Below are 26,446 nucleotides of genomic sequence, written 5' to 3' on the forward strand. Positions count from 1 at the left end.
AAAGGTAGAACCTTTTTCCGCAATTCCAAAAACCTCCCACAAACTTTTTTGTGAATATTTTAACACATCCCCATAACGCCCTCTGTACCAAAGAAATAACAATAGAAAAAAAATAAGAAAAAAACCACCGATTGGTAAAAACCTATCCAGAACTCGTTACAAAGGGCTTTCTGACTCCGAAAAAGAACTTCATAAATTTTAAAAATATTTCTAAAATCATCCATTCTCTCATCAAACCCACCACTTAACACTTCAAAAACTTTGATTCCCTTAAAATAAAACGGGCTGCCGATCTTCATCAGCAGCCCATCCTTATATATAATGTAGTTATTACTTATACATCTCAGCCCTCTGAGCTTTCACACGTTCATCAGTAAGATAGTCGTCAAAGCTCATCAGCTTGTCAAGGCTGCCGCGTGGGGTCAGTTCAATGACACGATTAGCCACCGTGTTTGTCAGCTGGTGATCATGGCAGGTAAAGAGAATGTTGCTGTCATAATCTTCCATCCCCTTATTGAGTGCCTGGATAGACTCCAGGTCAAGGTGATTGGTAGGCTCATCAAATAATAAGGTATTGGAGTTAGAGAGCATCATCTTCGAAAACATACAACGCTGCTTCTCTCCTCCCGACAGTACCGTACATTTCTTAAGGGCTTCTTCTCCCGAAAACAGCATCCTTCCTAAAAATCCCCTGACAAAAGTCTCGTCCTTCTCAGTCGAGTATTGCCTGAGCCAGTCCACCAGGTTGAGGCTGGCATCGCTGAAGTAATCTGTATTGTCATTAGGCAGGTAATCTTTTGTAATGGTTACCCCCCACTTGAAGGTTCCTGAAGTTGGCTTCTTCTTTTCCATCAGGATATCGAAAAGAGCAGAAACGGCCAGCCCGTCTTTACTGAGGAAAGCGATCTTGTCTTTTTTAGCTACCTGGAAATTCAGGTCTTTAAACAGGTAAACACCTTCTTCTGATTTATAGCTCAGGTTTTCGACTACCAGTATCTGATCACCTACTTCTCTTTCAGGTTTAAACCCGATAAAAGGATAACGGCGTGAAGAAGGTTGAATAGCGGTTACGTCCAGCTTCTCAATCATCTTCTGACGGGCAGTAGCCTGCTTCGACTTAGCGACGTTGGCAGAGAAACGCCTGATAAAATCTTCGAGCTCTTTTTTCTTATCCTCAGCCTTCTTGTTCTGATCCGCTTTCTGACGTGCAGCTAACTGGCTTGACTCATACCAGAATGAATAGTTACCACCATATAAAGTGATCTTCTTAAAGTCAAGGTCAGCAATATAGGTACAGACATTATCCAGGAAGTGCCTGTCGTGAGAAACCACGATCACGGTATTCTTGAAATTCATCAGGAAGTTTTCCAGCCAGAGGATCGACTCAATGTCAAGGTTGTTGGTAGGCTCATCTAAAAGAAGGACGTCGGGTGCTCCGAAAAGAGCTTGTGCCAGCAATACCTTCACTTTTTCAGAAGGATTGACATCCGCCATCATGGTAAAGTGCAGATCTTCTTTAACCCCCAGTCCTGATAATAATGAGGCCGCATCGGATTCTGCTTCCCAGCCGTTCATTTCGGCAAACTCAGCTTCCAGGTCGGCAGCCCGGTTACCATCTTCCTCAGAGAAATCAGGTTTCATGTAGATGGCGTCTTTTTCCTGCATGATTTCATACAGTCTTTCATTGCCCCTCATGACGGTATCCAAAACAGAATAGTCATCATAGGCATTCTGATCCTGCTTAAGGACAGACATCCTCTCACCCGGATCCATAGAGATAGAACCGGTAGTTTGTTCGATGTCACCCGAGATGATTTTTACGAATGTTGATTTGCCGGCTCCGTTGGCTCCGATCAGACCGTAAACATTACCCGGGACAAATTTTAAGTTAACTTCTTCAAAAAGAACACGCTTTCCAAACTGAAGCGAAAGATTAGATACTGTAAGCATTTATTTAAACTAATGTTAGAAACCGAAGGAATATGAATATAAAAACGGCTGCAAAGATACTGATTTTTGATCTACAAACAGAGACAAAACCAATCTTAAAGTTTTCGTGACCTGTATATAAGGAACGCTTTCAGGTGCTGTAAAAGTTTCTGGGACTTTGTTTTTCATCCCAAAAGCTTGTTAAACCGGATTTTACTTTGTTGTTCTTCCCAAAGGTTTGTCAAAGACCCCTTTGATTTGCATGGGCCTGACAGCCTCCTATACCTTTGTCCCAATCAAAAAATAAACAAAATTAAAACAATGAAAAAATCAATCGTTCTTATCGCCCTTATGTTGTTTGCCTCTGTTTCAGGTTTTGCCCAGCAAACCTATACCGTTAAAGTCGTAGTAAAAGGTTTAATGGAAAAGTCAGGTAAAATGTACGCCGCCATTACCAGAGACTCACAGGATTTCCCGGCAGTGACTGGTTTCAAAACCGCCAGCGTGGACGTGAAAGCGGATGGGGAAATTACCTTAAACCTGGAAGGAATTCCTGCCGGACGCTACGCCATCTTCCTGTTCCAGGATATGAACGGCAACCAGAAACTGGACATGAACGGCCAAATGCCTGCCGAGCCTTTCGGGTTCTCAAACTTAAGCACACTGATGGGGCCTCCGAGTTTTGATGAATGTGCTTTTGAGGTAAATGAAAACAAGGTAATTGAAATCGGTCTTTTCTCACTTTGATAATATAATTATCCCTATTCTATACATTATATATATACAAATTATGGAAACGCTCATTTTTAAATATGCTCTTATCATTCATGTGATTTGCGGATTTCTTTCCCTGGTAACAGGAGCGGTGGCTATGTCGGTAAAAAAAGGAGGAAAAACCCACAATGTGGCAGGCCTGATTTTTTATTGGGCAATGTTCGGGATATTCGTCACAACAGTCCTCTTCTTTGTTCTTTATCCCGAGAAAATAAAATACCAGTTCTTCCTTACTATTGGGATCGTCAGTTTTTACCCGAACTGGTCCGGAAAACGCATGCTTCAGATGAAAAAAGGCCTCAGCCCTACGCTGACAGACAAAGTTGCTGCTTTTGGAATCGGAATTTCGGGACTGGTTATGCTGGGCTACGCCTTTTACGGATTTTTAAATGGAAATATCCAGGATGTTTTTCAGATACTCTTCGTGATCTTCGGAATCGTCAGTCTTTTTAATGCCTATGGTGACCTCAAACTGTACCTTGGCTTCCAGCAAGCACCAAAAATGCACTGGTTCTTTGCCCATGCGGGTAAAATGACGGGGGCCTATGCTGCGGCTATGACTGCTTTTTTTGTCAACATTGTCCCGAGATATTTACCGGACAACCTGCCTTCTGCTTACCAGGTGGCCACCTGGGTGGTACCAGGGATACTTATAGGGATTGTCGGTAACAGGATTTCTAAAAAATACAAAGTAAAGTTTAAACTCATTCCTGCAGGTAAATAAGATTACCTGCAGAAGGAAGTTTTCCCCTTTGGGTTATTTATAAAATTATCCGGAAGCTTTTATCGTTCTTATCTTAAAAATAATCGGAAAACGTTTTTTTCTTTTTCAATAAAACCCCTATTTTGTATAATAAACTATTTCAGAAGAGATAAGAACAATAGGGAGATAATAATGAGTTTAAAGAATAAATGTAAGAAAATAGGCCTCACCGGTGCTTTGGGATTAGGAATAATTGTATCGTTCGGTTTTTTTAAAGAAGGCCCAGATTCCACATCAAAATCATATGAAAAGAATCATAAGACACTATCATATGAAAAGAATCATAAGACACTTCCGCAAGACATAAAACACAGAGATTTTCATGCTGCACAAAGCAGATGGGCCGACAGTTTGCTGGCTACCATGACCTTGGAGGAAAAGATCGGTCAGCTATTTATGGTGGCCACTTTCTCAAACCGTAATGAGCAGGAATACAGGAAAATCGAAGAGCAGGTCAGAAAATTCAAATTAGGCGGACTTATATTTTTCCAGGGAACGCCTATTCAGCAGGCGGTATTGACCAACAGATATCAGGCGGCCTCAAGGATACCCCTGATGATTGGTATCGACGGTGAGTGGGGACTGGGTATGCGTCTCGACGATGCGGTGTCTTTTCCGAAACAAATCACTTTAGGGGCTACCAAAGACCCTGAAGTAGTAGAACGAATGGGTTATGAAATCGGATTACAATGCAAACGCCTCGGTATCCACATCAATTTTTCTCCGGTTGTTGATATTAATTCAAACCCGCAGAACCCGATCATTAATTTCAGGTCTTTCGGGCAATCCAAAGAAAATGTATCCATTCTGGCACAAGCCTACGCGAAGGGGATGAAGAGAGCAGGCATTATGGCCTGTGCCAAACACTTCCCGGGGCATGGTGACACCGATGCGGATTCCCATCTTTCCATGCCGGTGCTGGACCACAGCCGGAAACACCTGGAAGAACATGAAATGTATCCCTTCAGACAACTGATCGCAGACAGCATTGCCGGCATTATGACCGGGCACCTTTATGTACCGAATCTGGACAATGCGATCAATATGCCTGCTTCTGTATCCAAAAGGATCATTAAGGAAACATTGCAGCAGGGTTTGAAATTTGAAGGGCTGACTTTTACCGATGCCCTGAACATGCGGGGATTGACCCGCTATTACCCGACCGGAACGGCAGAAGTAATGGCTTTTGAAGCCGGAAATGATGTACTGCTCCAAACCGGAAACGTTGAAGTGGCATTTAATAAGCTGAAAGAGAAGTTTCTCGACAGCACTCTTAACGTGGCTGACCTGGACATTAAAGTCCTTAAGATTCTCAGATCAAAATACTGGGCCGGGTTAAATCAGTACCGCCCTGTAGATTACAACAACATCAACAGGGACATCAATAACAATCAGTCGGTCGAAATAAAGAAAGAGATTTTCAGAAAGGCCACCACCATTGTCAAAGATGACATCAGGATTCTGCCTTTCTTTGATATTGACACTACCCGGTTTGCGTCGGTAGCGATCGGTGCCAAGTCAGGAAACGCATTCCAGGAGAACCTTTCCAATTATGCCAACTTCAAACATTTTACGATCCCGTTTAAACCTTCTGCCTCTACCGACTGGAAATGGGTAGCTGATGAAGCTTCCAAATACAGTGTGGTGGTTATCAGCGTGCATGAAATGCATAACCTTGGGTCAAAGAATTTTGGGGTAACAGCCTCTTCTATTGATCTTATCCGTGAAATAGCCCAGAAAACCAAAGTGGTGGTTTGTGCCTTCGGTAATCCATACAGTTTAAAATTATTTGATGAATTTAAAACACTGGTCTGCGGATATGAAGATGTAGATGAAGCCCACCAGATGATGCCGGGTGTACTTTTTGGGGGGAATACTTCTTTCGGGAAATTACCTGTGAGTCCGACCGCAAAAAATATGGAAACCTGGGAGGCCTCTCCTTCCGGGAATCTCGGAAGACTGGGCTATGCCGACGCTGAAGCTGTAGGGATGGACAGTAAAAAACTGGAAGAAATTGACAACATAGCCCAGGAAAGCATCCGTAGTAATGTTTTTCCCGGCTGCCAGATCCTTGTCGCCAGAAAAGGCAAGGTGGTTTTCCACAAGTCGTATGGCAAATTGAGATATGGTCTCGAAGAACCGGTCACCAATAATACTTTATATGACCTGGCTTCTATTACAAAAGTAGCGGCCACCCTGCAGGCCGTTATGAGACTTTCAGACCAGAACAGGCTGGATGTTAACAAAAAGGCTTCGGAGTATCTGCCTGAACTGGTGGGTACCAATAAAGAAAACCTGATCATCAAAGATATTCTGCTGCATCAGGCAGGATTAAAGGCATTTATACCTTTCTGGACCAGGACCAAAAAAGCGAACGGGAGTTTTGACGGCGATTATTATGCGATGAATATTCCGGAAAGCAATCTGCAGGTTTTTGAAAATCTTTATATTAAGCCATCTATCAAAGACTCGGTTTTCAAATGGATCATTGAAAGTCCTTTGAGCTCCAAAATAACCCCGGCTCCTTATGTTTATTCAGATTTAGGTCTGATCATGATGCAAAGGGTGGTAGAAAAAATAACCGGACAACCGCTCGACGAATATGTGGACCAGAACATCTATCAGCCTCTGGGCATGAATTCTACCTTGTTCAATCCCCTGAAAAGATTCCCGAAATCACAGATTGCTCCGACCGAATACGACCAGACTTTCAGAAATACTTCTATACAGGGCACTGTTCATGACCCCAACGCCGCCCTTCTGGGTGGAGTAGCCGGGCACGCGGGCCTTTTCAGCACTGCCTGGGACCTGGCCAAGCTTTTTCAGATGAATCTTCAGGATGGATTTTACGGCGGGGCTCATTACCTGGTGCCTTGCACGATTGAGAATTTCGCGAGGAATACTTCCACCAAAAGCCACCGGGGCATCGGCTGGAACAAGCCATTGATCAATGATTCAAGTGTAGCCTCCATGGCCTCAAAAAATACGTTCGGGCATACAGGATTTACAGGAACCGTCGTGTGGGTAGACCCTGACGAAGAACTGGTCTTTATCATGCTTTCCAACAGGGTTTACCCGAGTGTTGATAATAATAAAATCATACAATACAAGACCCGCAGACGGGTGCATGAGGTGATTTACGGAGCAATTAACAAATAAAAGAGAGCAGCCTTCCGGCTGCTCTCTTTTATTCCGGTTCATATTTTCCTAAAATTTAAAAACAGCTCCTGCTTTCAAATCGATATCTTTCTTAACGTCTCCGTAAATAACGGTGGCTTTACCACCCGGTTTACCATGGATAAGGGCAGAGACCAGCTTGCCGTTTTTCCAGGTGATGTCAATCTCAAAACCTCCGCGGGCTCTCAATCCTTTTACCGAGCCGGACGACCAGGCATCAGGAAGAGCAGGAAGAAGATAGATGTGTTCGTCATGGGACTGCAACAACATTTCAGCTACAGCCGCCGCCCCACCGAAGTTTCCATCAATCTGGAAAGGCGGGTGAGCGTCAAAAAGGTTAGGATAAGTACCTCCCCCTCTCGCGTAGTCCGTCTTTACACCATCCGGCTCCACATATTTCAGCAATTCCCTGTACATTTTGTAAGCGTGGTTTCCATCTCTTAATCTTGCCCAGAGGTTGATTCTCCATCCTTTTGACCATCCGGTGGTTTCATCTCCTTTTATTTCGAGGGTTTTCCTGGCGGCATCAGCCAGTTTCGGTGTTTCAATGACGTTCAGGTGATTACCCGGGAATAAACCGAACAAGTGTGACTGGTGACGATGCAGTATTTCAGGTTCCTCAAAATCATGGTACCATTCCTGCAAACTGCCTTTTTTACCGATCTGATAAGGTTTCAGTTTGCTTAAAGCACTTTCCAGTTTGTTTCTGAATGCCACATCTCCGTCAATAATATGAGTTGCTTCTATTAACTGGATGAAAAGTTCTTTAATCATGGCCAGGTCGGCTGTTGCACCATATGAGGTAGCTCCCCTGTAGCCGTCGGGAGCTGTAAACTTATTTTCCGGAGAACTGGAAGGCGAAGTCACCAATAGGCCGTCTTTGTCTTCCACCAGCATGTCCAGGCAGAATTCTGCAGCTCCTCTCATCAGCGGATAAGCATATTCCTTCAGAAATTTCTTGTCTTTTGTAAACGCGTAATGTTCCCACAGGTGCGTTGAAGCCCACGTGCCGCCCATGGCCCAGTTGGCCCATACAGGGTCGCCGTATCCGAAATCACCCACAGGGTTGGTCATTGCCCAGATGTCGGAATTGTGTGCACAGGTCCATCCGTTGGCTCCGTAGAAAGTTTTGGCAGTGACTTTCCCGGTTTTTTCCAGGTTGGAAATAAAGTCGAGGAAAGGCTGATGTAATTCCGACAGGTTGGTGTTTTCAGCCAGCCAGTAGTTTTCCTCCGCATTGATGTTCATGGTATAATTGCTGCTCCACGGCGGCCTCATGTACGGATTCCATAATCCCTGGAGGTTCGCCGGAACGCCCGGTGTCCTCGAAGAAGCAATCAGCAAGTATCTTCCGTATTGGAAATAAAGTGTTTCTAGGTATTTATCCGTGGTGCCTTTGGCATATTCCCTCAGTCTCTGATCTGTAGGCAGATTTTTACTCAGATCCGGTTCCAGGTCCAGTTTAACCCGGTCAAAGTATTTTCTATAATCCAGGACATGGGCAGCTTTTATGACCGCAAAAGTCTTCTTTGCAGCAGCATCCAGTTGTTTTTTTGCAATCGCCTGCTCATCAAGACCCTGTGTTGCAGGGTTCTTATCAAAACCATTGAAACTGGTGGCGATAGAAATAAGGATGACCGCTTCTTTCGTTCCGCGGATACCAATGGTAGAGTCTGACGCTACCTGTTTTCCATCTTTGGGGATGATCCTGGCCAGGCTGACAAACGCTGTTCCGCGGCCGGGTTCAAAAACCACGGCATTTTTGCCGTTTTTGTTATGATAGGACGGATCTGCTTTGATGGGTGCTCTGCCCGACATTTTGAGTTGCCCGCCGGCGGCCTCAGTTTTGTGATTAAGCAAGCTGTTTTGCCTGATGTCAAAATCAAGCGGCAAAGTCGAGGTCACTTTAATGGCGATGATATTATCCGGGTAAGAGGCCAGGTATTCACGCGTTATTTTAGCTCCTGATTTTTCCGAGTTGATTTTAACGACTGCTTCGTTAAGGCTGAGTTCACGATAATAACTGCTGGCGGCAGTTTTATCTTTAAAATCGATATAAAATGTTCCCAAAGGAGCAAAAGACTCTGAGTATTTCCCCTGCAGTTTTCTCATCAGGGAGTCAGCCACTTTGTATTTTTCGTTTTTCAGGGCTTCCCTGATGGCCGGCATAAACTTGTAGGCTTCCGGGTTCATGTTGGGATTGACGGGTTCTCCGGACCAGAGGGTGATGTCATTCAGAAAGATTTTATCGGTGGTATTTCCGCCGAAAACCGTGGCTCCGGCTTTCCCGTTTCCTAACACCAGCGTTTCTTCAAAATACTCGGCAGGTTTGTTGTACCAAAGTTTCAGGTTGGCCTGCTTTTGAGAAAATGACACAAAAGACATCAGTAACCCAAAAAAAGTAAGGGTAATTTTTTTCATAGAAATTGAATAAATGATTGTTCACAAAAATAGCCTTTTTTGACATAGTTTTCAGGAAATGAATTAAAATCCCCTGCTTTTTAAATTATCAGTCTTAATTTGCAGTATTCAAACCAGAAATTAAAATGAAAATAGTTTACCTCGACGATTACACCGTCCATCTGGAAGAACTTGATGCTTCCAGGCTTTTTACCCTCGGAGATTACACTGCCTATCCTAGAACATCAAAAGAACAAATCGTTGAAAGAGCAGCAGAAGCAGATATTATCCTGACCAATAAAGTGAAGTTGGGCGAAGATATTCTGAGTCAGTTGCCACGTCTTAAATACATTGGCGTAACGGCTACGGGATACAACATTATTGATATTGAAGCTGCCAGGAAAAGAAACATTATAGTTACTAATGCCAAAAACTACAGCTCCATGTCTGTAGCCCAGCAGACTTTTGCGATGATTCTTGCCTTTGCCAATCGCCTGGCCGAACATGCTGATCCTCAAAAATGGGTGGCTACACCTGATTTTTGTTATTATGATTTTACGCTGACAGAATTGGCCGGAAAGAAACTGGGCCTGATCGGTTATGGTGACATCGGCAAAAAAGTAGCCCAGATAGCCAAGGCCTTTGAGATGGAAATCCTGGTCCATAAAAAAACACCGATGAAAGAACAGGAAAAGGGCGTTACAGAAGTATCACTTGATGAGGTCTTATCTCAAAGCGATTACCTCAGCCTCCACTGTCCGCTAACACCTGAAAACGAGGCCTTCATTAACAAGGAGAACATCAGCAAGATGAAGAAAACGGCCTTTCTGATTAACACGTCAAGGGGTGGGCTGATTCATGAATCTGATCTGGCGGAAGCTTTGAACGAAGAAAAAATTGCGGGTGCGGCTTTGGACGTATTGACGGTTGAACCTCCGTCTGCAGACCAACCCTTGCTGAAAGCCAAAAACTGCAAAATCAGTCCGCATATAGCCTGGGCAACCCTCGAAGCAAGGAAAAAACTGATGCAGATTGTGATTGATAACATCGAAGCCTTCATGGCTGGAAGTCCGAAGAATGTGGTGAGTTAGTGTTTAATGTCTGAATGAGTGAATGATAGAATGTAAGGAATATTAAATTCTGGAGTGACATCAATAAAAAAGGTAGCTTCCGGAGTTCCGGATAAGCTACCTTTTTTTCTTTGAATATTATTTTCTCAGAATTTCAACGGAACGCTCACGGTGGTCATATCCCATGTGATGGTCAGGCTGGTGTTATCTGAGTTGATCAGTAATTTCTCCTGAACGGCGGAAGTTTTAGCTGGTTTTACTTTTACTTCAGCAATATTTTTTTCTTTGATACTGCCATAATTAGACGATCCCATCTGCTTCAATTCAGGATTCAGGATAACCGTCCATTCTTTTTCTCCCGGAATAGAGAAAAGGGTATAAGTACCTGCCTTAACACTTTTACCTCCGAAATTAACGTCTTTAGCAAAGGTGATTTCGGTACCCATGTTGGCACCTGTACGCCAGACCTGGTCGAAAGGCACCAGGGTTCCGAAGATTTCACGGCCTTTTTTAGAAGGTTGACTGTAAGAAATTTTGATGTTCTGGCTTTCTGAAGTAACGAGTGGACTAGCCGGTGACTGAGCATGCACGGTGCTTACGAAAAGAATAGCACTCAAAAACAATAGGACTTTTTTCATTTCAAGAATGTCGTTTATTTTGTTGTTTAATATATACGCACCCTTAGAACGAACAAATCAATGCTTTATTTTTTCTTTCATCTTTTCGGCCATCTCTCTCGGGTTCGTAGGATTCGGATTGACCACATCAGACTCTATCAATCCATCCCTTAGCCTCACAATCCTGTGGGCATACATCGCAATGTCTTCTTCGTGTGTTACCATGATGATGGTATTGCCCTTGGCATGGATCTCATTAAAAAGCTCCATGATCTCATAGGAAGTTTTGGTGTCCAGGTTACCGGTAGGCTCATCGGCCAGCAGGATACTCGGATCATTGACCAAAGCCCTGGCCACAGCCACACGTTGCCTCTGACCACCCGACAGCTCATTGGGCTTGTGCAACGACCGGTCTCCCAGGCCTACACTCGCCAGTACCTTCTGGGCTTTTTCTGTTCTGGCTGCTTTTCCATAACCTGCGTAGATCAGCGGCAGGGCTACGTTTTCAAGGGAAGATTGTCTCGGCAAAAGGTTAAATGTCTGGAATACAAAACCGATTTCCTTGTTACGTACTTCGGCGAGCTCGTTCTCCGTCATGCTGCTGACATCCTTGCCATTAAGGACATAAGTGCCGCCTGTAGGGGAATCAAGGCATCCTACAATGTTCATTAACGTAGATTTTCCGGAACCTGAAGGTCCCATAAATGCCACATATTCGCCTTTGTTTATACTGATGGTCACGCTTTTTAAAGCGTCAACGACTTCAGCACCCATGATGTACCTTTTCGAAATATGATCGGTCTCGATTATTTTCATTTATTTCTGCATTAGACTTTCCGGAAACAAATGTATCATTAAATCATCTTCACAGATATTATTTTTCTACTAATGATAAAATTAACGGATGGATGGCTATGAAGGCTTGATGGTCGGTAAAGCGTCATGGCTGAAGCTCTCCGGAGGGCTTGGTTCGTGTGCTCAGATCTTCCGGAATCCGGGCTGATTTTTTGATTGATTTTTAGATACGCACGGCCGTGCGTATCTAAAAATGTCAATAACCTGAATTTATAATTCCTGCATGGTAACCAGTTTCTTGTAGAAACCGTCTTCTATAGCGGCCAGCTCATCGTGTCGGCCTCTTTCTATGATTTTACCCTGATGGATGACCAGGATTTCGTCTGCATTCTGAATTGTGCTCAGACGGTGGGCAATGACCAGCGTGGTCCTGTTTTTCATCAGCTGCACCAGAGCATCCTGTACCAGTTTTTCAGATTCCGTGTCCAGGGCAGAAGTGGCTTCGTCAAGAATCAGGATCGGCGGATTATGTAAAATAGCCCTGGCAATGGAAATCCTCTGGCGTTGTCCGCCCGAAAGCTTGGTTCCCCGGTCTCCGATCACCGTTTGATAACCATCCGGCTGATTGACAATAAACTCGTGAGCATTGGCAATTTTGGCCGCCCTTACGATAGAAGTCTCAGGTACTTCAAAACCAAAAGCGATGTTATTAAAAATGGTATCATTAAACAGGATGGGTTCCTGGGTTACAATACCCATTCTCCCTCTCAGCGATTTCTGTGAGATTTCGCGGATATCTTTACCGTCAAAAGTGATGGCTCCGCCCGTTACATCATAAAACCTTGGAATCAGGTCGGCGATTGTAGACTTACCTCCACCCGACGAACCCACCAGGGCTACTGTTTTACCTTTCTCCAGTTTAAAATTAATATCGCTCAGTATCTCTCTGTCAGCAGCATAGGAAAAACTGACATTTTTAAATTCTATGGCTTTTTCAAATGACTTCACTTCAACGGCATGCGTATCGTCTACAATTTCAGAACGCTGATTGATCAGGTCCAGGATTCTCTGACCGGAAGCCAACCCTCTTTGTGCCGAACTAAAAGCCTGGGCTATTTCTTTGGCCGGTCTGACCACTTGCGAGAAAATAGCAATATAAGTAATGAATGCGGATGCCTCCAAAAGACCGTCGTTGTTCAGGATCATGCTTCCTCCGAACAAAAGCAAGCCGGCTACCATCGTCACGCTGATCACTTCAGAAAACGGGTTGGCCAGTTCTCTTTTTGAGGCGTAGGCAAACAATGACTTTTTATAAGCCTGGTTTTCAAACCTGAATTTATTCTGGATAAAGTTTTCGGCCACAAACGCTTTGATCACCCGCATTCCACCGAAAGCCTCGTCCATCAGACTGAGCAGATTCCCGAGCCTTTCCTGGCTGTCTCCGGCGTTGTGTCTCATTCTTTTGAGTGTCACTCCCAGAAAACCACCTGTTATCGGTATAATAATCAGTGAAAATAAAGTAAGATGCCATGACATCACAAAAAGGGTGATGAGGTAAGAGACCAGCAGGATCAGCTCTTTAATGGCTGCCGAAAAGGTGTTCGCAATTGAATTTTCAACCTCCTGCACATCGGTGATGATCCTTGAAATGAGATCTCCTTTACGTTCGTTGCTGAAAAACCCAAGGTTCAGATTAATGGCTTTGCCAAAAACCGCCTGGCGAAGGTTAGCCACCATGTTGACTTTGAAACCTTCCAGTAAGCGTAAACTGAGGTAACGGAATACATTGGAAATCAGGATACCGCAGACGATCGTCCCACAAACAAACTGCAGGGCTCCGATCTTGCCATGCTCTATGGAAATCCGGGCGAAAGTACCGTAAAACAAATCGCTGATGTTATAAGAAACCGGCAGAGCGGCCATTTCCTGCAATTTTTCAGGACCGACCTGCCCGAACAGGATGTCCATCAGTGGTTTAAGCAAAACGAAGTTAAGAACACCGAAAACACCGGCAATCAGGGAGGTTATCGCAAACGGGATAATGAATTTTCTCAGGTTTCCGGCATACCGGAGGATAGTAAAGTAGACTTTCATGCTGGAATTTGGAAAGTTAAAAGGCCTCCATCCTGAGAGACCTGAAACTCAATTAACTAATTTGTATTTTTATATCTTGTACTCCGGGTGTTGCCGAAAAACGGCACAAATTTCATTAAAATAGGTTAGATTTAAAACCTTAAACTCTATTTTATGCGAAAGTGCATTTTATTCAACCTGGTTTTCATTTTTACAAGCGGCTTGTTATCCTGCACTGCCCCGGAAGAAAAACTATCTGTCAGCCGTGCATTTTATCATTGGAAAACCATTTTTGACCTTCAACCTGCTGAAAAAGAATATCTTGAAAAACTGAAAGTCAATAAACTATATCTTCATTTTTTTGATGTCGACCTTGAACCTGTTACATACAGGGCCACACCCAAAGCCACCGTTGTCCTTAAAACAACACCTGACCGTGAAATAATTCCAACGGTTTTTATTACCAATAAAACCCTCGAGCTAAGCCCGCAAAATGAAATAGAGCCGCTGGCCGAAAATATTGTTCAGAAAATCAATGCGATAGCCTCCGCAAACCACATCAGATACCATGAAATCCAGATAGACTGTGACTGGTCAAAATCAACCCGGAAAAAGTATTTCAGGTTACTGAGCCGGATCAAAGAAGGTCTCCCGGCAGATAAAAAACTTTCAGTCACCATCCGGCTGCACCAAGTCAAATTCCCGGACATCACCGGCGTTCCCCCAGCAGACCGGGGCACGCTGATGATTTACAATACAGGCGACTGGAGAAATATCCGCACCAAAAACTCCCTTTTTGATCTTAATATCATTGGTCAGTACCTTGATAATCTTCCTGACTACCCTTTGGATCTTGACATTGCTCTTCCTGTTTTTGAGCAAACGCTCGTGTACAGGAACTCGGTTTTTCTACATTTTATCAAAGAGCAGACGTCCGAAAATTTAAATGCTCTTGATTTCTTAAAAAAAACTACAAATCCTGCTATTTTTGTTTGTACAAAAGATACCGTTTACACAGATGTATCGTTCAGGAAAGGAGATGTTTTCAGACATGAGAGGGCTTCTTTTGAAGACATCCTGGAAATCAAAAAAAATGTAACAACAAAACTGAGAAATAAGAACTTAAGTATCATAATCTATCATCTTGATGAAAAATCCGTTAAAAACTACAGCCTCAACCAACTGGAAGAATTATTCGCCGAAAACTAAAAAAGCCCTTAAGCTCCTTGCGGTATTTATCATTCTCGCCTGTGGACCGATGCCGCTTGATTTCGGGGAGTTTTACAGTTTTTTCTATCCGGAAAATGCTACAAACCCTGAGAATACACAGAAATACATTTATACCCCGCTGTTTCTGAACGAAGATGCTTACGAAAACCAACCGGCCACGCATTTTGACGACTCCGTCAATATAGAAGCCTGGAAGAAATACCTCGATGATAAAATCAGTTTTGCGGAAATCAAAAAAGGCCTTTATGAAAAACAGGCCATGGAAAGCCTCATTGCCAAAGTAAAGTCTCACGGAGACACAGAAGCGGCTGAATACCTCAAATTCTGTTCTGAAATAGATAGAAGTATCCCTTTAAAAGAAAATTACTGGGACGAAACCCTTCCGGCAGATACAGCTGCCCTTAAAAATCTCTATGCTACTTCAAAGGCCCGTTTTTCAAGTGTTAAAAGTGATTTTGTTAAGGAAAGATATGCTTTTCAAACCGTCAGGCTGGCAGCGGTAACGGCCAAACCTGAGCAGGCTATCAAGGATTATGAAACGCTGGTAGTGCCGATAAAGAACAAAACATTTATCAGCGGATGGGCCCGCAGCCGTAAAGCAGGCGTGATGATGAACGCGGGAGACGTGCCCCAGGCCATTTGTGAGTTTGCACAGGTGTTTGAAACCTGCCCTTCCAAAAGATACCAGGCAGACCTGAGTGTAAGACGTCTGGAAAAACCAAAGTTTGAAGAAGCTCTCGGTTTCTGTAAAAATGACCAGGAGAAAGCGGCCGTTTATACCCTGTGGGCTATTCAGCCGTTCCAGGACGGCATGTCGCTGGTCAAAAAAATATACGCCATTGATCCTCAGCATCCGATGCTGGAACTGGTGACCGCCAGGGAGATCAACAAAAACGAATACGGTTTTTTCGCATCTAAAAACGCGGAGTCATTTAATAACTACGGCGAGTTTAACGATGACAATTATAACGTTGATCCTAAGAAAGTAAAAGCGGCTGAAGACAAGTCGTCTGATTATTTTAAAGAGATTTTCGATTTTATTAACACGGTCATCAAAGACAAAAAAGCAAAATCAAACCAGTTCTGGCTGGCTTCTGCAGCTTATCTCTCTTATCTGAACCACGAGAATGAACAGGCCAAAAAATACATTGAAGAGGTAAAAAAAGAGAAAATCAGCAACCCATACCTGATCAGGCAGATGGACTTCCTGGAAATAGAACTGGCTGATAAGACCATGAATGCTGAAAATGAAGCTTTCCTCATTCAAAAAGTCGAAGGGCTTAAGGACGTTCAGAATTTCAGGGACAATATAGTGCTGGTCAATGCTTCCAAAAAACTTTCGGATTTCTATGCCGGAAAAGGTGAAAAGGTAAAGAAAAAAGGCGGATGGCTGAAGTCGTGTACCAGTTCTGACAAGCAAGACAAAGCACCCGGCAATGAAATCAAGGCTTTCCTGGCCGCGAATATCGGGGCCTTGCCTCCGGGTGAGTATGGTTACCAGTTCAGTGAATCGAAAATAAAGTTTATTGATACCTGTTCCGCTGCTTTTCTGAGAAAAGTGATTGCCTTTGTACCTAAAACAGAGAACGACAAAAAGCTGGTGGCACTGGCCGGCCTGAAGACCGACGATCTTAACCTTGCCCTGGTCAGGAGGCTGACCACAGACGGAGCCTACCAGCAGGCTGCAGAGGTAGTGACCAAAGTTCCGGAAGAAACGCTTCTCAATGCCCAGTTTGGTGAATATTTCAAAGAATCTCCAACACAGATCAACGGCAAAAAACCTGTAGGCGATGACGTTCTGTCTTTTCTGAAAAACATGGCCCTTTACAAAAAACAAACGGAGCAGAATCCAGGTAACGCCGAGGCGTGGTACCAATTGGGTGTAGGCCAATACAATCTCAGCTATCACGGCAATGCCTGGCTTCTGATCAAAAGAGAAAAAAGCAGTTATGAACTGGAATACGGAGAAGTTCATAAAGAAGATTACTATACCACGGAAAAAGCCAGGAGCTATTTTGAAAAAGCACTTGCTGCTAATCCGAATGCTGAACTCGGGGCAAAAATCTGTTACGCCGGAGCCTTGTGTGAACGCAACCAGTACCTGATCAAATATTACGAAGGAAGACCGGATACCTATGACGAAAAAGAAATAGATGACTATTATAAAAAGATGGTAGCCAACGAGTTGCCCGGCTTCAGGACATTCTTTGAAAAATTGAAAACGACCTATCGTGAAACCCAGTATCAGAAAATGATATTGAAAGAATGCGAAACCTACTCTGCCTATCTAAAATAACCAGCATATATGATTTACCTGATCGGGAGCATCGCTCTTTCTGTCCTTTTACTGATTAACTTCCGGATATTCCCGAAGTATTCGGTGAACACCTTTCAAGCCATTGTGTTCAATTACCCGGTTTGTTTCCTGATCGGTATGGCCCTCATGCCCGAGGGGCAGCATTTCAGCCTTGATCTTTCCCAGAACTGGACCTGGTATTGCCTGGCTTTGGGGGTTGGGTTTATTGTTACCTTTCTGCTATCCGGCATCTCAACACAGCAGGTAGGCATTACCATTACCTCTCTGGCCAATAACATCTCGCTCGTCATTCCGGTACTTTTCAGTTTATTTGTGTTCAAAAGCCAGAACAAGGTTTTTGACAACTGGAATTACCTGGGCCTTGTTTTGGCCATCGTAGCCGTCGCGGCAGCTACCTACAAACCTTCGACAGGCGAAAAAAAGGTTTTTGAATGGAAATCGTTCTGGTACTCAGGAGGCGTTACCCTTTCTGTTTTTCTCATGTACGGCATCACCAATACCGTCGTCAACTATCTGAACATCCACTACATTCCAAATCCCGAACAAACCGTACCTGTTACGCTTGTCATGATTTTCGGGGCTCTGATCAGCGGGTTTGTCGTTCTGATTTTCAGACTCTTCAAAGGCACCGAGAAGATAGAACTGAAAAGTCTCGTGGGCGGTGTGAGTCTCGGTATCCCCAATTTCCTGTCCTTCTATTTCCTGATTCTGGCCCTGAGTCAGTTCGGAAACAGCGGAGCTTTTGTGTATCCGATCTATAATATCGGGGTTATTCTGGGTTCCAGCCTGGTTGCTTTTCTGTTTTTCAAAGAAAAGATCAGCAGCTTCAACCGTTTTGGTTTATTTCTGGCACTTCTGGCCATTATTCTCATTTCTTACCAGGAAATTATGAGTTATTGACCTTTTATTTTGAACTAATTCAGAAATAATATCCTTGTGATTTGACATACTGCGTTAAAATCGGAGCATAAAACTCAAAAAAAGATGAATGAATGGAATGATTTTTAAGGAGATTTAAAGAATCATTTTAGAGTTTCTGCAAATTTAAGTATCTTTGCGTCCTTTTTGACTTTTCAAAAGTTTGATTATTAATTATTTATAAAATTTGTCTTATTAATTTAGACAATTCAGGGATATGTCGAATATAGTAGCTATAGTAGGAAGACCCAATGTGGGCAAATCTACATTATTTAATAGATTGATTGAGGAAAGAGTAGCCATTACTGATAATGTTCCGGGTGTGACCCGCGACAGACACTACGGTAATGCCACATGGACTGAGAAATTCTTTACCGTTATTGATACAGGTGGTTATGTCGTAGGATCAGAAGATACTTTCGAAGACGCCATCAGAAGCCAGGTTGAAATGGCTTTGGAAGAAGCCAACGTGATCTTGTTTGTGGTGGATACCATGACAGGACTTACTGATCTGGACAAAGACTTCGCGAACGTACTCCGCAGGTCTAAAAAACCGATTTACATTGTGGCTAACAAAGCCGAAACATTCGAACGCCAGACGCTGGTGGCTCCTGAGTTTTATGCCTTGGGAATAGCGGATGTTTATCCGATTTCAGCCATGGATGGCTCAGGTACAGGTGATTTGCTTGACGAAGTAGTGAAACACTTCGAAGATGAGGGCATTGAATACCCCAATGACGGCATCCCGAGAATCTCAATCCTCGGAAGACCAAATGTAGGTAAATCTTCGTTTTTGAATGCCCTTCTGGGTAAAGACAGAAGTATCGTTACGGACATTGCCGGAACCACCCGTGACTCGATAGATACCCGTTACAAGATGTTCGGGAAGGATTTTATCCTGACTGACACCGCCGGTATCCGTAAAAAAGCCAAGGTCAATGAAAACATAGAATTCTATTCTGTACTCCGTTCTATCAAGGCCCTTGACAATTCTGACGTGTGCGTGATCCTTATTGACGCCGAAAAAGGTCTGGAAGCTCAGGATGTCCACATCATTGCCCAGGCCCATAATGCCAAAAAGGGTATTGTGATCATGGTCAACAAATGGGATTTGCTTGAAAAAGATTCAAAGACTGCCGATAAGATGAAAAAGGAAATCCTGGATCGTCTGGCTCCGATGAATTACATGCCGGTGATCTTTGCGTCAGTGATCGAAAAACAAAGGATTTTTCAGGTGATCGAAAAGGCGATGGAAGTGTATGAGAACCGTAAAGTTCAGATCACAACCTCTAAAATCAATGACGTCATGTTGCCGATCATTGAAAAAACACCTCCGCCTGCATTGAAAGGAAAGCATATCAAAATCAAATACATTATTCAATTGCCCACGCCTTCTCCTACTTTTGTGTTCTTCTGTAATTTACCACAATACCTCCGCGAGGCTTATGAGCGTTTCTTACAGAATCAGATCAGGGAGAATTTCGGGTTTGAAGGGGTGGCCATCACAGTTTTCTTCCGCAAAAAGTAAAGCTGAATTTAAAATTTGATCGTATCAATGACCAAACATATCCTGTTAATGGATGGCCCCGATGCCAAGGGGCTGATTCTTCATGTCGCTACTGTCTTATTTGCCAATGGGTGTAACATCATTCGTCAGGATGAATATGTGAGCCCCTCAGGCCAGTTTTTTATGCGTACCGAGTTTGTCGGTAATGACGAAACTGCCACCGACAAAATACTCAGCGACCTGAGGGCTAAAGTGCCTAACGAAGCCATTTCATTCAGGATCAACCCGAAAAGGAAGAAAGACATTGTCATACTGGCCACCAAAGAACATCACTGTTTATCAGAATTGCTGATCCGTTACCATTTTGATGAACTGGACGCCAACATCCTGGCGGTGGTCAGCAATTATGACACTCTGCTTCCTTTTGTCAGCAAATTCGGAATTCCTTTCCATTATATCTCACATGAAAACAGGACCCGAGAAGAGCACGAAGAGCTGTTATTACAGGTACTTAAGTCCTATCAACCGGAATTACTGGTACTTGCCAAATATATGCGGGTACTGACACCTGAATTCGTCAGTCATTTTTCAGACAAGATCGTCAACATCCACCATTCATTCTTACCCGCCTTCATCGGGGCCAATCCTTACAGACAGGCCTACGACAGGGGCGTGAAGATCATCGGAGCTACGGCTCACTTTGTTAATAATAACCTCGACGAAGGGCCGATCATCGCCCAGGACATCAAAGAAGTAGACCACAGGTATACTGCCACCGATATGTCAAGAGAAGGGAAAGACGTAGAAAAGATGGTACTGACCAAAGCCCTGAAGCTTGTATTAAACGACAGGGTGTTTATCTACGGCAACCGTACGATCATTCTCTGATCTTAAAAGAAGAATCCGAATCTGAGTACCAAAGGCGAATCGCTGCCTCCCAGCCGCTGCGGACTGACAAAACCGTAGTTGGGATACCCGAGGTTATACATCACTGAAATAAACGATCCCTGCTGTTCTCTGAAGTTCGTGTAAACACCCAGCCCTATCAAAGGCGAGCCTCCCCATTTACGCTTGTATTCCGGATTGACACCGGGCGTTGACCTGTCAACAAAATTATAGAAATAATATTCGGGGGCATTGATGAGTTCATATTCCGCCTGGGCAAATACAGGCTTCCAGATCGGCTGTCTGACAAAGATCTTTGGACCACCCATAAACTCTCCCGACTGGGCAATAATCGATGCTCCTAATCCGACAATGGTTCCGCGATTGGTCACTTCATATCCGGCCATAGGCGAAGCATCCAGATAAAACGACCCGAAAAATCCCAGCCAGATATTCCCACCGTAATGCAGTTTATCTTTCCAGGCAGGCCTGGGTTCTTCAAAAAAGACAGGTTTCTCTTTGACGATAGGTTCTTGTTTCTCCTCTTCCTCTCCTTCTTTTATGGTTTCAACGGTTGGTTGAGTCTGTGCGACGACTCTGAATGATAATCCTGCACCAAAAAATAATAACAATAGTACCTTACGCATAATTTGTTTCTTTAATGAATCGGGGAAGGGTAATTTCCTCTAATAGCTTTTCTTCCAGCATATCTGCCCACTCGTTGAGATAAACGACCACATCGTCTTTGCAATTGTGACGGAGGTGCCGTTTTTCTAAGGGTATCCTGTTTAAAATATCATGATCCGAGAGCCTTTCCAGGTTTTTCAGATCGTCTGTTGTAAATCCAAAACTGATCAGATCAAAAATCACAAGGTCCAGGGGAATACTGGTATTGCTGCAGTAATCATTGAGCTGTTCACTCCAGTCTCCTTTTCCCTGCATGGCAAAAGCATGTATTTCGGCCTTGGTCCGCCGTGTCACCTGCTGGGCCAGGTTTCCGCAATTGCAGCTTCCCATGTGTCCCCACATATAGGGAGCGTCTTCTTCAAGAGCCCTCGCTGTTTTCCTCAGGGCCTCAATCACTTCCAACTTTACCGCTGCCATATGATTTAAGTTTAAAGTTCTCACAAAGATCGTGAAATTAACGCAATCCCTTACCTAATCATACGCTATTTAGCGTATAAATGTTTCTTAAAATGGCTTTATGGGTTAAAAATTCTCTTAATAAATCTTAAAAAGTGCATTTGACTGCCGGCAGTTCTTAGGTTTTTTTATCATATTTTGTTATGTTTGTAAACATCGGGTTTTCAACCACTTTGTTTTGCACAGGTTATTTTCCTGACAGATTTGAACACATTTTCCTGTTCAATACCCCTTATTTATTTCATCAACCCTTTAAATCCCTGATTCGCAAATTATGGAGTTATATTATTCATTTTCCGTTCTCATCGTTCTTGCCTCTTTTTTTTCTTACCTGAATCTACGCTACCTGAAACTTCCGTCAACCATCGGTGTGATGCTCATTGCCATGGCTCTGTCGGCTTTCCTTGTTATTTTCGGCAATATTTTCCCCAAGACCCTCAGCAATTTTTCCGAGCTCATTAACCGCTTCGATTTTTCAGAACTGCTGATGGGGGCCATGCTCAACTTTCTTTTGTTTGCAGGGGCCATTCACATCAATATCGCGGACCTGAGAGAACAGAGATTACCGGTCATTGTCTTTTCGACGGTGAGTGTGATCATCTCCACTTTTTTTGTCGGCATTATCATGTATTATATTTTCCCGGTTTTCACTCTCCAGGTTCCTTTTATTTATTGCCTTCTTTTCGGAGCCCTGATTTCTCCTACCGACCCGATTGCGGTATTGAGTATCCTGAAAGATGCCAAGGTGCCTAAATCATTGGAGACCAAAGTAGCCGGAGAATCCCTTTTCAATGACGGGGTCGCGGTTGTGGTGTTTGCGGTTATCCTTCAGCTTGCCCATGGTAAAGAAATTGACATCTCGTTTTTAAATATTTCGTGGCTTCTCATCAAAGAAGCGGCCGGTGGATTCGTTCTGGGTATTGTGCTCGGCATCAGTGCCTCCAATGCCATGAAAAGGATTGATGACTATATTGTCTCGGTGCTCATTACCCTTTCTGTGGTGATGGGCGGATATCTTATTGCCAGGGCCATGCACATATCAGGTCCGCTGACGATGGTAGCAGCCGGGTTGATGATCGGTAATTACGGAAAGAAAGCGGCCATGTCCGCTGTTACCAAAGATTACCTGAACAAGTTCTGGGAGCTGATAGATGAAATCCTGAACGCTATATTGTTCCTTTTCATCGGCTTTGAATTATTGCTTATTCCTCATATCATTAACTATTGGGCTATCGGATTGATCTGTATTGTAATAGTCCTGTTCTCACGCTTACTTTCCATCTGGTTGCCAACCTTATTCATACCTTTCAAAAAGAAGTTTTCGAGTGGTACGATCAAAATCCTTGTCTGGGGTGGTCTGAGAGGTGGAGTTTCCATAGCCCTGGCTCTTTCGACCGGAGAAGGACCTTATTATCAACTGATTATTGCCATTACTTACTTTGTCGTAGTATTTTCTATTGTAGTCCAGGGGCTCACGATCGGAAGGCTGGCCCACAAGGTGCTGCCTCATGTTTCGAAGCAATCCTGAAAAGAATAAAAGCCCGAAAAGATCTTATCCGGAGGTGTAAAGCCACGGATAAGATCTTTTTTTTATACAAATTCAGAAAATTTTCGAGAGGAGATAATCCAAAAAATTACTACTGCCGTATCTTAATCAAACAATTAGATTGAAAATAGGGTTTACTGAGAATCTTATTGTAAATTTAAACCTCTAAACATAAAATAAAATTGGCAACGAATTTAGTAAAATACACTGAAGAATCGTTGGTAATATCCTTAAAAGAGAACGACAAGAAAGCATTTGAACATCTCTATGACAATTATTCTTCGGCATTATACGGGGTCATTTACAAGATCCTTAATAATGAAGAAAAAGCAGAAGATGTGATGCAGGAAGTTTTTCTCAAAATATGGAGAAAAATCAATGAGTTCGATCCTTCACGAGGGCGGTTGTTTACGTGGATGATCAACATTGCAAGAAATTCTTCTATAGACCTTCTGAGGAAAGAGAAGAATGTTTTCAAAGAGGATATCGAAGATTCGGTAGGAAAAGTTGATCGCCTTTTCTCTGAGTCCAAAGAAATTTCTCATATCGGAATTAAGGATTTGATAGAAAATCTGAAACCCGAGAGGAAGGATTTGGTTGATTTGGTCTATTTTCAAGGTTACACCCAGGAAGAGGCGGCAGAAAAGCTGAGCATTCCCTTAGGGACAGCTAAATCGAGAATCAGGGTGGCCTTACAGGAATTAAAAAATTATTTTGAGTTATGAATATCAAAGATTATATAGCTTCTGGCATTCTGGAAGAATATGTGATGGGAGTAACTTCTGAGCAGGAAACGCAGGAAGTGAAGTGTATGTCACATATATATCCTGAGATAAAAGCGGAACTACTGAAGCTGGAGGATGCCCTGGGGCAGTACGCCAGATTATATGAAAGAAAACCATCGACGACTTTAAAAGACAAGATTTTTGCCCAGATGGAGTTCAAAGGTCACGAGGAGAGCAAGGAAAGTGTGGAAGAGGAGTCAACGGCATCTGTGGTAAAGGTTGTGCCTTTGTGGAGCAAAATTTCGATAGCAGCGGCAATATTGTTGGGGATCTATGCAGGTTCATTATATTATGACAACCAGCAGACCAAGGCTGACATGAATGCATTGAGTGCGAGAATGACGGAGATGGATAAGCAGAATGCTGTCAATCAGGATTTCCTGGCCATGTATAAGAACGCCGACATGAAAATTGTCAAACTGAGCGGAAAAGAGATATCCCCTGAAAGTTCTGTGGATGTATTCTGGAATCAGAAAAGCCAGGAAGTAGCACTGAATGTACTTAATCTTCCAAAACCTGAGAGTGGTAAACAATACCAGCTCTGGACGATTGTCGACGGCGTGCCTGTTGACATGGGAATGATTGACAAAGATTTTCAGGGTAAAATTTTGAAGATGAAAGCTACAGCCGGTAAGGTGATAGCATTTGCCATTACACTTGAGAAAGAAGGAGGAAGCCCGTCCCCAACATTAGAAAAAATGTATGTAATGGGCTTGGTTTAGAGGTAAAAAGTGTATTCAGACACCATTGTCTTTGACTTTGGTGTCTTTTTTTGCCCTCGTGCTTCCGTTTTAAAATGATACCGGCATCAGGATAAGATAATCAGAAAGTCAAATATGTCACCCCTCCGGGGTTTGTTTTAAGATGGCATATCTGTTGTTTCCACCGATGTTTCGCCCCTAAGGGGCTTATTGACACGGAGATTTATTGAAAATCTTCATCCGCAGATAATTTCAATTCCCACAAGGCATACACAAGACCCATAGGAGCGACATCCAGACAGCCAAGAGAATACAAGCCCGATCGGGCGGCATTGCGGCAGCCAATAATTTCTACAATATATTTCAAACAGCTCAGGGCCCTTAGCCCCATCGGGGCGACACCCCGGTAGCCAAAAATGTACGCAATGTGTTTCAAACCCCGGAGGGGTGGCATATTGGAAGGATCCATTGTTATAGTTATTTTGAATGATATTTCCATCCGGATAAACCTGTCTGAAAATACCATTCAAAATGCTAAACCCGGATATTTCAATGCTTGCTCTCCACAGTCACCGCATCTTTTGCCGTGGTTTTTAAGGCAAAATAGAGGGTAACCAGGAAACAAACCGCAGGAACGATATAAGCCGTCTGTATGCTGCTGATGTCTGATATCCTTCCCATAATCACCGGGAAGATGGCACCACCAACGATCGACATGATCAATAACGAAGAGCCCAGTTTGGCCTGAGAGCCCAAGCCATGAAGTCCCAGCGAAAATATAGTCGGGAACATAATCGACATAAAGAACTCCACTCCTATTAACGCATAGATGGAAACATTTCCACCCACAAAAATCGCCACCAGAAGCAGAACAATATTGATCAGACTATAAATAAAAAGCAATTTATGAGGAGCTACATAACGCATGATAAAGGTCCCGATAAAGCGGCCCAGCATAAAACTGAACAAGGCTACAGCAAGATATCTGGCCGCCGGTTGCTCGCCGATTCCGGCAGTTTTTTCCAGAAATCGGATAAAGAAACTGGAAATACAAACCTGGGCACCCACATAGAAAAACTGGGCGATCACCCCCAATACAAGGTTCTTTTGTTTAAGAATACTCTCACCTGAATTGGTTTGTTCTTCGTTTTCTTCTTTGATTTCCGGCAAATTGATTCTCCAGATGATCACAGCAACAAGAAGCACCACCACACCGATGATGACATAAGGAATCTGAACTGTTGAGGCCTCTTTTAATAAATACTCATCCAGTTGTTCCGCACTCATGGCAGACTGCTCGGTCTCTGTCAGTTTTTTCCCGGATAATATGAAAATACCTCCTAAAAGAGGGGCCAGCGAAGCCGCCAGACCATTAAACGCCTGCGAAAAATTAAGACGCTGGGTAGAAGTAGACGCATCTCCCAACACCGTTACATAAGGATTGGCTGCTGTTTCCAGAAATGTAAGGCCACTGGCTATCACAAAAAGAGCAAATAAAAACAAAGGGAAAGTACGGAAACCCGCCGCAGGATAAAACAGGAAAGCCCCTGCCGCAAAAATGATCAGCCCCAGGATGATCCCTGATTTATAGCCGTACTTTTTCATATAAACACCCGCCGGAAGTGCCATCACGAAATAGGCAATAAAAAAAGCGGAATCGATAAAAGCAGACTGTAGATCGGTTAGCTGACAGGCTTTTTTGAGGTGAGGAATGAGAATCGGGTTGAGGTTATGAGCAAATCCCCACAGAAAGAAAAGTACAGTAATAAATATAAACGGAATAAGGTAAGGGTTTTTCTTTGCCATACGTTTAAGG

21 protein-coding genes are annotated in these 26,446 nt (G+C 43.4%); 12 read left to right on the forward strand and 9 right to left on the reverse strand.

The features are described 5' to 3' along the window. Nucleotides 1-330 precede the first annotated feature (330 nt). A complete protein-coding gene (locus tag GVN16_RS23650; protein ID WP_166566443.1) occupies nt 331-1,950 on the reverse strand; it encodes an ABC-F family ATP-binding cassette domain-containing protein in 1,620 nt (539 codons plus the stop codon). A gap of 300 nt (nt 1,951-2,250) precedes the next feature. On the opposite strand from GVN16_RS23650, the gene GVN16_RS23655 reads away from it, so the two are divergent. From GVN16_RS23655 to GVN16_RS23665, 3 genes are all read left to right on the forward strand, one after another. Beyond that, on the forward strand, nt 2,251-2,676 hold the full coding sequence (locus GVN16_RS23655) for a DUF2141 domain-containing protein (RefSeq protein ID WP_205748971.1): 426 nt from the start codon (nt 2,251-2,253) through the stop codon (nt 2,674-2,676). A gap of 43 nt (nt 2,677-2,719) precedes the next feature. Continuing rightward, nucleotides 2,720-3,427, forward strand: a complete 708-nt coding sequence (locus tag GVN16_RS23660) for a hypothetical protein (protein ID WP_166566444.1) — start codon at nt 2,720-2,722, stop codon at nt 3,425-3,427. Between the two features lie 171 nt (nt 3,428-3,598). Next, nucleotides 3,599-6,625, forward strand: coding sequence for a glycoside hydrolase family 3 N-terminal domain-containing protein (locus GVN16_RS23665; protein WP_166566445.1), 3,027 nt, complete (start codon nt 3,599-3,601; stop codon nt 6,623-6,625). 48 nt (nt 6,626-6,673) lie between these two features. Here the strand turns inward: GVN16_RS23665 and GVN16_RS23670 are convergent, their stop codons facing one another. Continuing rightward, nucleotides 6,674-9,064, reverse strand: a complete 2,391-nt coding sequence (locus GVN16_RS23670; RefSeq protein WP_166566446.1) for a glycosyl hydrolase family 95 catalytic domain-containing protein — start codon at nt 9,062-9,064, stop codon at nt 6,674-6,676. A gap of 125 nt (nt 9,065-9,189) precedes the next feature. Between GVN16_RS23670 and GVN16_RS23675 the strand changes: the two genes are divergently transcribed. Then, nucleotides 9,190-10,134, forward strand: coding sequence for a D-2-hydroxyacid dehydrogenase (locus tag GVN16_RS23675; protein ID WP_166566447.1), 945 nt, complete (start codon nt 9,190-9,192; stop codon nt 10,132-10,134). 125 nt (nt 10,135-10,259) lie between these two features. On the opposite strand, the gene GVN16_RS23680 is transcribed toward GVN16_RS23675, so the two are convergent. The 3 genes from GVN16_RS23680 to GVN16_RS23690 form a co-directional block, all read right to left on the reverse strand. Further along, nucleotides 10,260-10,751 carry a DUF2911 domain-containing protein gene (locus GVN16_RS23680; RefSeq protein WP_166566448.1) on the reverse strand — a complete coding sequence of 164 codons (492 nt, stop codon included), beginning with the start codon at nt 10,749-10,751 and terminating at the stop codon, nt 10,260-10,262. A 57-nt stretch (nt 10,752-10,808) separates the two neighbouring features. Then, nucleotides 10,809-11,546 (reverse strand): ABC transporter ATP-binding protein, encoded by a 738-nt coding sequence (locus tag GVN16_RS23685; RefSeq protein WP_166566449.1) that lies wholly within the window; start codon nt 11,544-11,546, stop codon nt 10,809-10,811. Nucleotides 11,547-11,795: 249 nt separating this feature from the next. After that, nucleotides 11,796-13,619 (reverse strand): ABC transporter ATP-binding protein, encoded by a 1,824-nt coding sequence (locus GVN16_RS23690; protein ID WP_166566450.1) that lies wholly within the window; start codon nt 13,617-13,619, stop codon nt 11,796-11,798. Between the two features lie 153 nt (nt 13,620-13,772). Here GVN16_RS23690 and GVN16_RS23695 point away from each other — a divergent pair, with 153 nt between their 5' ends. From GVN16_RS23695 to purU, 5 genes are all read left to right on the forward strand, one after another. Further along, the gene (locus GVN16_RS23695) at nt 13,773-14,807 is read left to right on the forward strand and encodes a hypothetical protein (protein WP_166566451.1); all 1,035 of its coding nucleotides are present in this window, start codon (nt 13,773-13,775) and stop codon (nt 14,805-14,807) included. After that, nucleotides 14,746-17,124: a hypothetical protein gene (locus tag GVN16_RS23700; RefSeq protein WP_166566452.1), complete on the forward strand. Its 2,379-nt coding sequence runs from the start codon at nt 14,746-14,748 to the stop codon at nt 17,122-17,124. Before GVN16_RS23695 ends, GVN16_RS23700 begins: the two co-directional genes overlap by 62 nt. Before the next feature lie 9 nt (nt 17,125-17,133). Beyond that, nucleotides 17,134-18,045, forward strand: a complete 912-nt coding sequence (locus GVN16_RS23705) for an EamA/RhaT family transporter (RefSeq protein ID WP_166566453.1) — start codon at nt 17,134-17,136, stop codon at nt 18,043-18,045. A 235-nt stretch (nt 18,046-18,280) separates the two neighbouring features. Further along, on the forward strand, nt 18,281-19,591 hold the full coding sequence (gene der / locus GVN16_RS23710; RefSeq protein ID WP_166566454.1) for a ribosome biogenesis GTPase Der: 1,311 nt from the start codon (nt 18,281-18,283) through the stop codon (nt 19,589-19,591). Between the two features lie 27 nt (nt 19,592-19,618). After that, nucleotides 19,619-20,458 carry a formyltetrahydrofolate deformylase gene (gene purU / locus GVN16_RS23715; protein ID WP_166566455.1) on the forward strand — a complete coding sequence of 280 codons (840 nt, stop codon included), beginning with the start codon at nt 19,619-19,621 and terminating at the stop codon, nt 20,456-20,458. 2 nt (nt 20,459-20,460) lie between these two features. Here purU and GVN16_RS23720 read toward each other — a convergent pair whose 3' ends face one another. Both GVN16_RS23720 and GVN16_RS23725 read right to left on the reverse strand, forming a co-directional pair. Next, a complete protein-coding gene (locus GVN16_RS23720) occupies nt 20,461-21,102 on the reverse strand; it encodes a hypothetical protein (RefSeq protein ID WP_166566456.1) in 642 nt (213 codons plus the stop codon). Further along, nucleotides 21,095-21,559: a hypothetical protein gene (locus tag GVN16_RS23725; RefSeq protein WP_166566457.1), complete on the reverse strand. Its 465-nt coding sequence runs from the start codon at nt 21,557-21,559 to the stop codon at nt 21,095-21,097. The genes GVN16_RS23720 and GVN16_RS23725 overlap by 8 nt, the downstream gene beginning before the upstream one ends. A 313-nt stretch (nt 21,560-21,872) precedes the next feature. Here GVN16_RS23725 and GVN16_RS23730 point away from each other — a divergent pair, with 313 nt between their 5' ends. The 3 genes from GVN16_RS23730 (at nt 21,873) to GVN16_RS23740 (ending at nt 24,651) form a co-directional block, all read left to right on the forward strand. Continuing rightward, nucleotides 21,873-23,126: a sodium:proton antiporter gene (locus GVN16_RS23730; RefSeq protein ID WP_166566458.1), complete on the forward strand. Its 1,254-nt coding sequence runs from the start codon at nt 21,873-21,875 to the stop codon at nt 23,124-23,126. A 200-nt stretch (nt 23,127-23,326) separates the two neighbouring features. Next, nucleotides 23,327-23,869, forward strand: coding sequence for an RNA polymerase sigma factor (locus GVN16_RS23735; RefSeq protein WP_205748972.1), 543 nt, complete (start codon nt 23,327-23,329; stop codon nt 23,867-23,869). Continuing rightward, nucleotides 23,866-24,651, forward strand: coding sequence for an anti-sigma factor domain-containing protein (locus tag GVN16_RS23740; RefSeq protein WP_166566459.1), 786 nt, complete (start codon nt 23,866-23,868; stop codon nt 24,649-24,651). The genes GVN16_RS23735 and GVN16_RS23740 overlap by 4 nt, the downstream gene beginning before the upstream one ends. A gap of 202 nt (nt 24,652-24,853) precedes the next feature. On the opposite strand, the gene GVN16_RS23745 is transcribed toward GVN16_RS23740, so the two are convergent. Together GVN16_RS23745 and fucP are read right to left on the reverse strand one after the other, a co-directional pair. Beyond that, on the reverse strand, nt 24,854-25,099 hold the full coding sequence (locus GVN16_RS23745; protein ID WP_166566460.1) for a hypothetical protein: 246 nt from the start codon (nt 25,097-25,099) through the stop codon (nt 24,854-24,856). Between the two features lie 80 nt (nt 25,100-25,179). Next, nucleotides 25,180-26,436, reverse strand: a complete 1,257-nt coding sequence (fucP, locus tag GVN16_RS23750) for an L-fucose:H+ symporter permease (RefSeq protein WP_166566461.1) — start codon at nt 26,434-26,436, stop codon at nt 25,180-25,182. Nucleotides 26,437-26,446 lie beyond the last annotated feature (10 nt).

It is taken from the genome of Emticicia sp. CRIBPO (assembly GCF_009905725.1).
Taxonomy (GTDB): Bacteria; Bacteroidota; Bacteroidia; order Cytophagales; family Spirosomataceae; genus Leadbetterella.

Excerpts from the sequence above, each read along its gene's own strand:
- GVN16_RS23725 (WP_166566457.1), bottom strand. The coding sequence starts at position 21,559 with ATGGCAGCGGTAAAGTTGGAAGTGATTGAGGCCCTGAGGAAAACAGCG.
- purU (WP_166566455.1), top strand. The coding sequence starts at position 19,619 with ATGACCAAACATATCCTGTTAATGGATGGCCCCGATGCCAAGGGGCTG.
- GVN16_RS23730 (WP_166566458.1), top strand. The coding sequence starts at position 21,873 with ATGGAGTTATATTATTCATTTTCCGTTCTCATCGTTCTTGCCTCTTTT.
- GVN16_RS23650 (WP_166566443.1), bottom strand. The coding sequence starts at position 1,950 with ATGCTTACAGTATCTAATCTTTCGCTTCAGTTTGGAAAGCGTGTTCTT.
- GVN16_RS23685 (WP_166566449.1), bottom strand. The coding sequence starts at position 11,546 with ATGAAAATAATCGAGACCGATCATATTTCGAAAAGGTACATCATGGGT.
- GVN16_RS23680 (WP_166566448.1), bottom strand. The coding sequence starts at position 10,751 with ATGAAAAAAGTCCTATTGTTTTTGAGTGCTATTCTTTTCGTAAGCACC.
- GVN16_RS23700 (WP_166566452.1), top strand. The coding sequence starts at position 14,746 with ATGAAAAATCCGTTAAAAACTACAGCCTCAACCAACTGGAAGAATTAT.
- GVN16_RS23670 (WP_166566446.1), bottom strand. The coding sequence starts at position 9,064 with ATGAAAAAAATTACCCTTACTTTTTTTGGGTTACTGATGTCTTTTGTG.
- GVN16_RS23740 (WP_166566459.1), top strand. The coding sequence starts at position 23,866 with ATGAATATCAAAGATTATATAGCTTCTGGCATTCTGGAAGAATATGTG.
- GVN16_RS23665 (WP_166566445.1), top strand. The coding sequence starts at position 3,599 with ATGAGTTTAAAGAATAAATGTAAGAAAATAGGCCTCACCGGTGCTTTG.
- GVN16_RS23705 (WP_166566453.1), top strand. The coding sequence starts at position 17,134 with ATGATTTACCTGATCGGGAGCATCGCTCTTTCTGTCCTTTTACTGATT.
- GVN16_RS23720 (WP_166566456.1), bottom strand. The coding sequence starts at position 21,102 with ATGCGTAAGGTACTATTGTTATTATTTTTTGGTGCAGGATTATCATTC.
- GVN16_RS23655 (WP_205748971.1), top strand. The coding sequence starts at position 2,251 with ATGAAAAAATCAATCGTTCTTATCGCCCTTATGTTGTTTGCCTCTGTT.
- GVN16_RS23690 (WP_166566450.1), bottom strand. The coding sequence starts at position 13,619 with ATGAAAGTCTACTTTACTATCCTCCGGTATGCCGGAAACCTGAGAAAA.
- GVN16_RS23695 (WP_166566451.1), top strand. The coding sequence starts at position 13,773 with ATGCGAAAGTGCATTTTATTCAACCTGGTTTTCATTTTTACAAGCGGC.
- GVN16_RS23675 (WP_166566447.1), top strand. The coding sequence starts at position 9,190 with ATGAAAATAGTTTACCTCGACGATTACACCGTCCATCTGGAAGAACTT.
- GVN16_RS23660 (WP_166566444.1), top strand. The coding sequence starts at position 2,720 with ATGGAAACGCTCATTTTTAAATATGCTCTTATCATTCATGTGATTTGC.
- GVN16_RS23745 (WP_166566460.1), bottom strand. The coding sequence starts at position 25,099 with ATGGATCCTTCCAATATGCCACCCCTCCGGGGTTTGAAACACATTGCG.
- der (WP_166566454.1), top strand. The coding sequence starts at position 18,281 with ATGTCGAATATAGTAGCTATAGTAGGAAGACCCAATGTGGGCAAATCT.
- fucP (WP_166566461.1), bottom strand. The coding sequence starts at position 26,436 with ATGGCAAAGAAAAACCCTTACCTTATTCCGTTTATATTTATTACTGTA.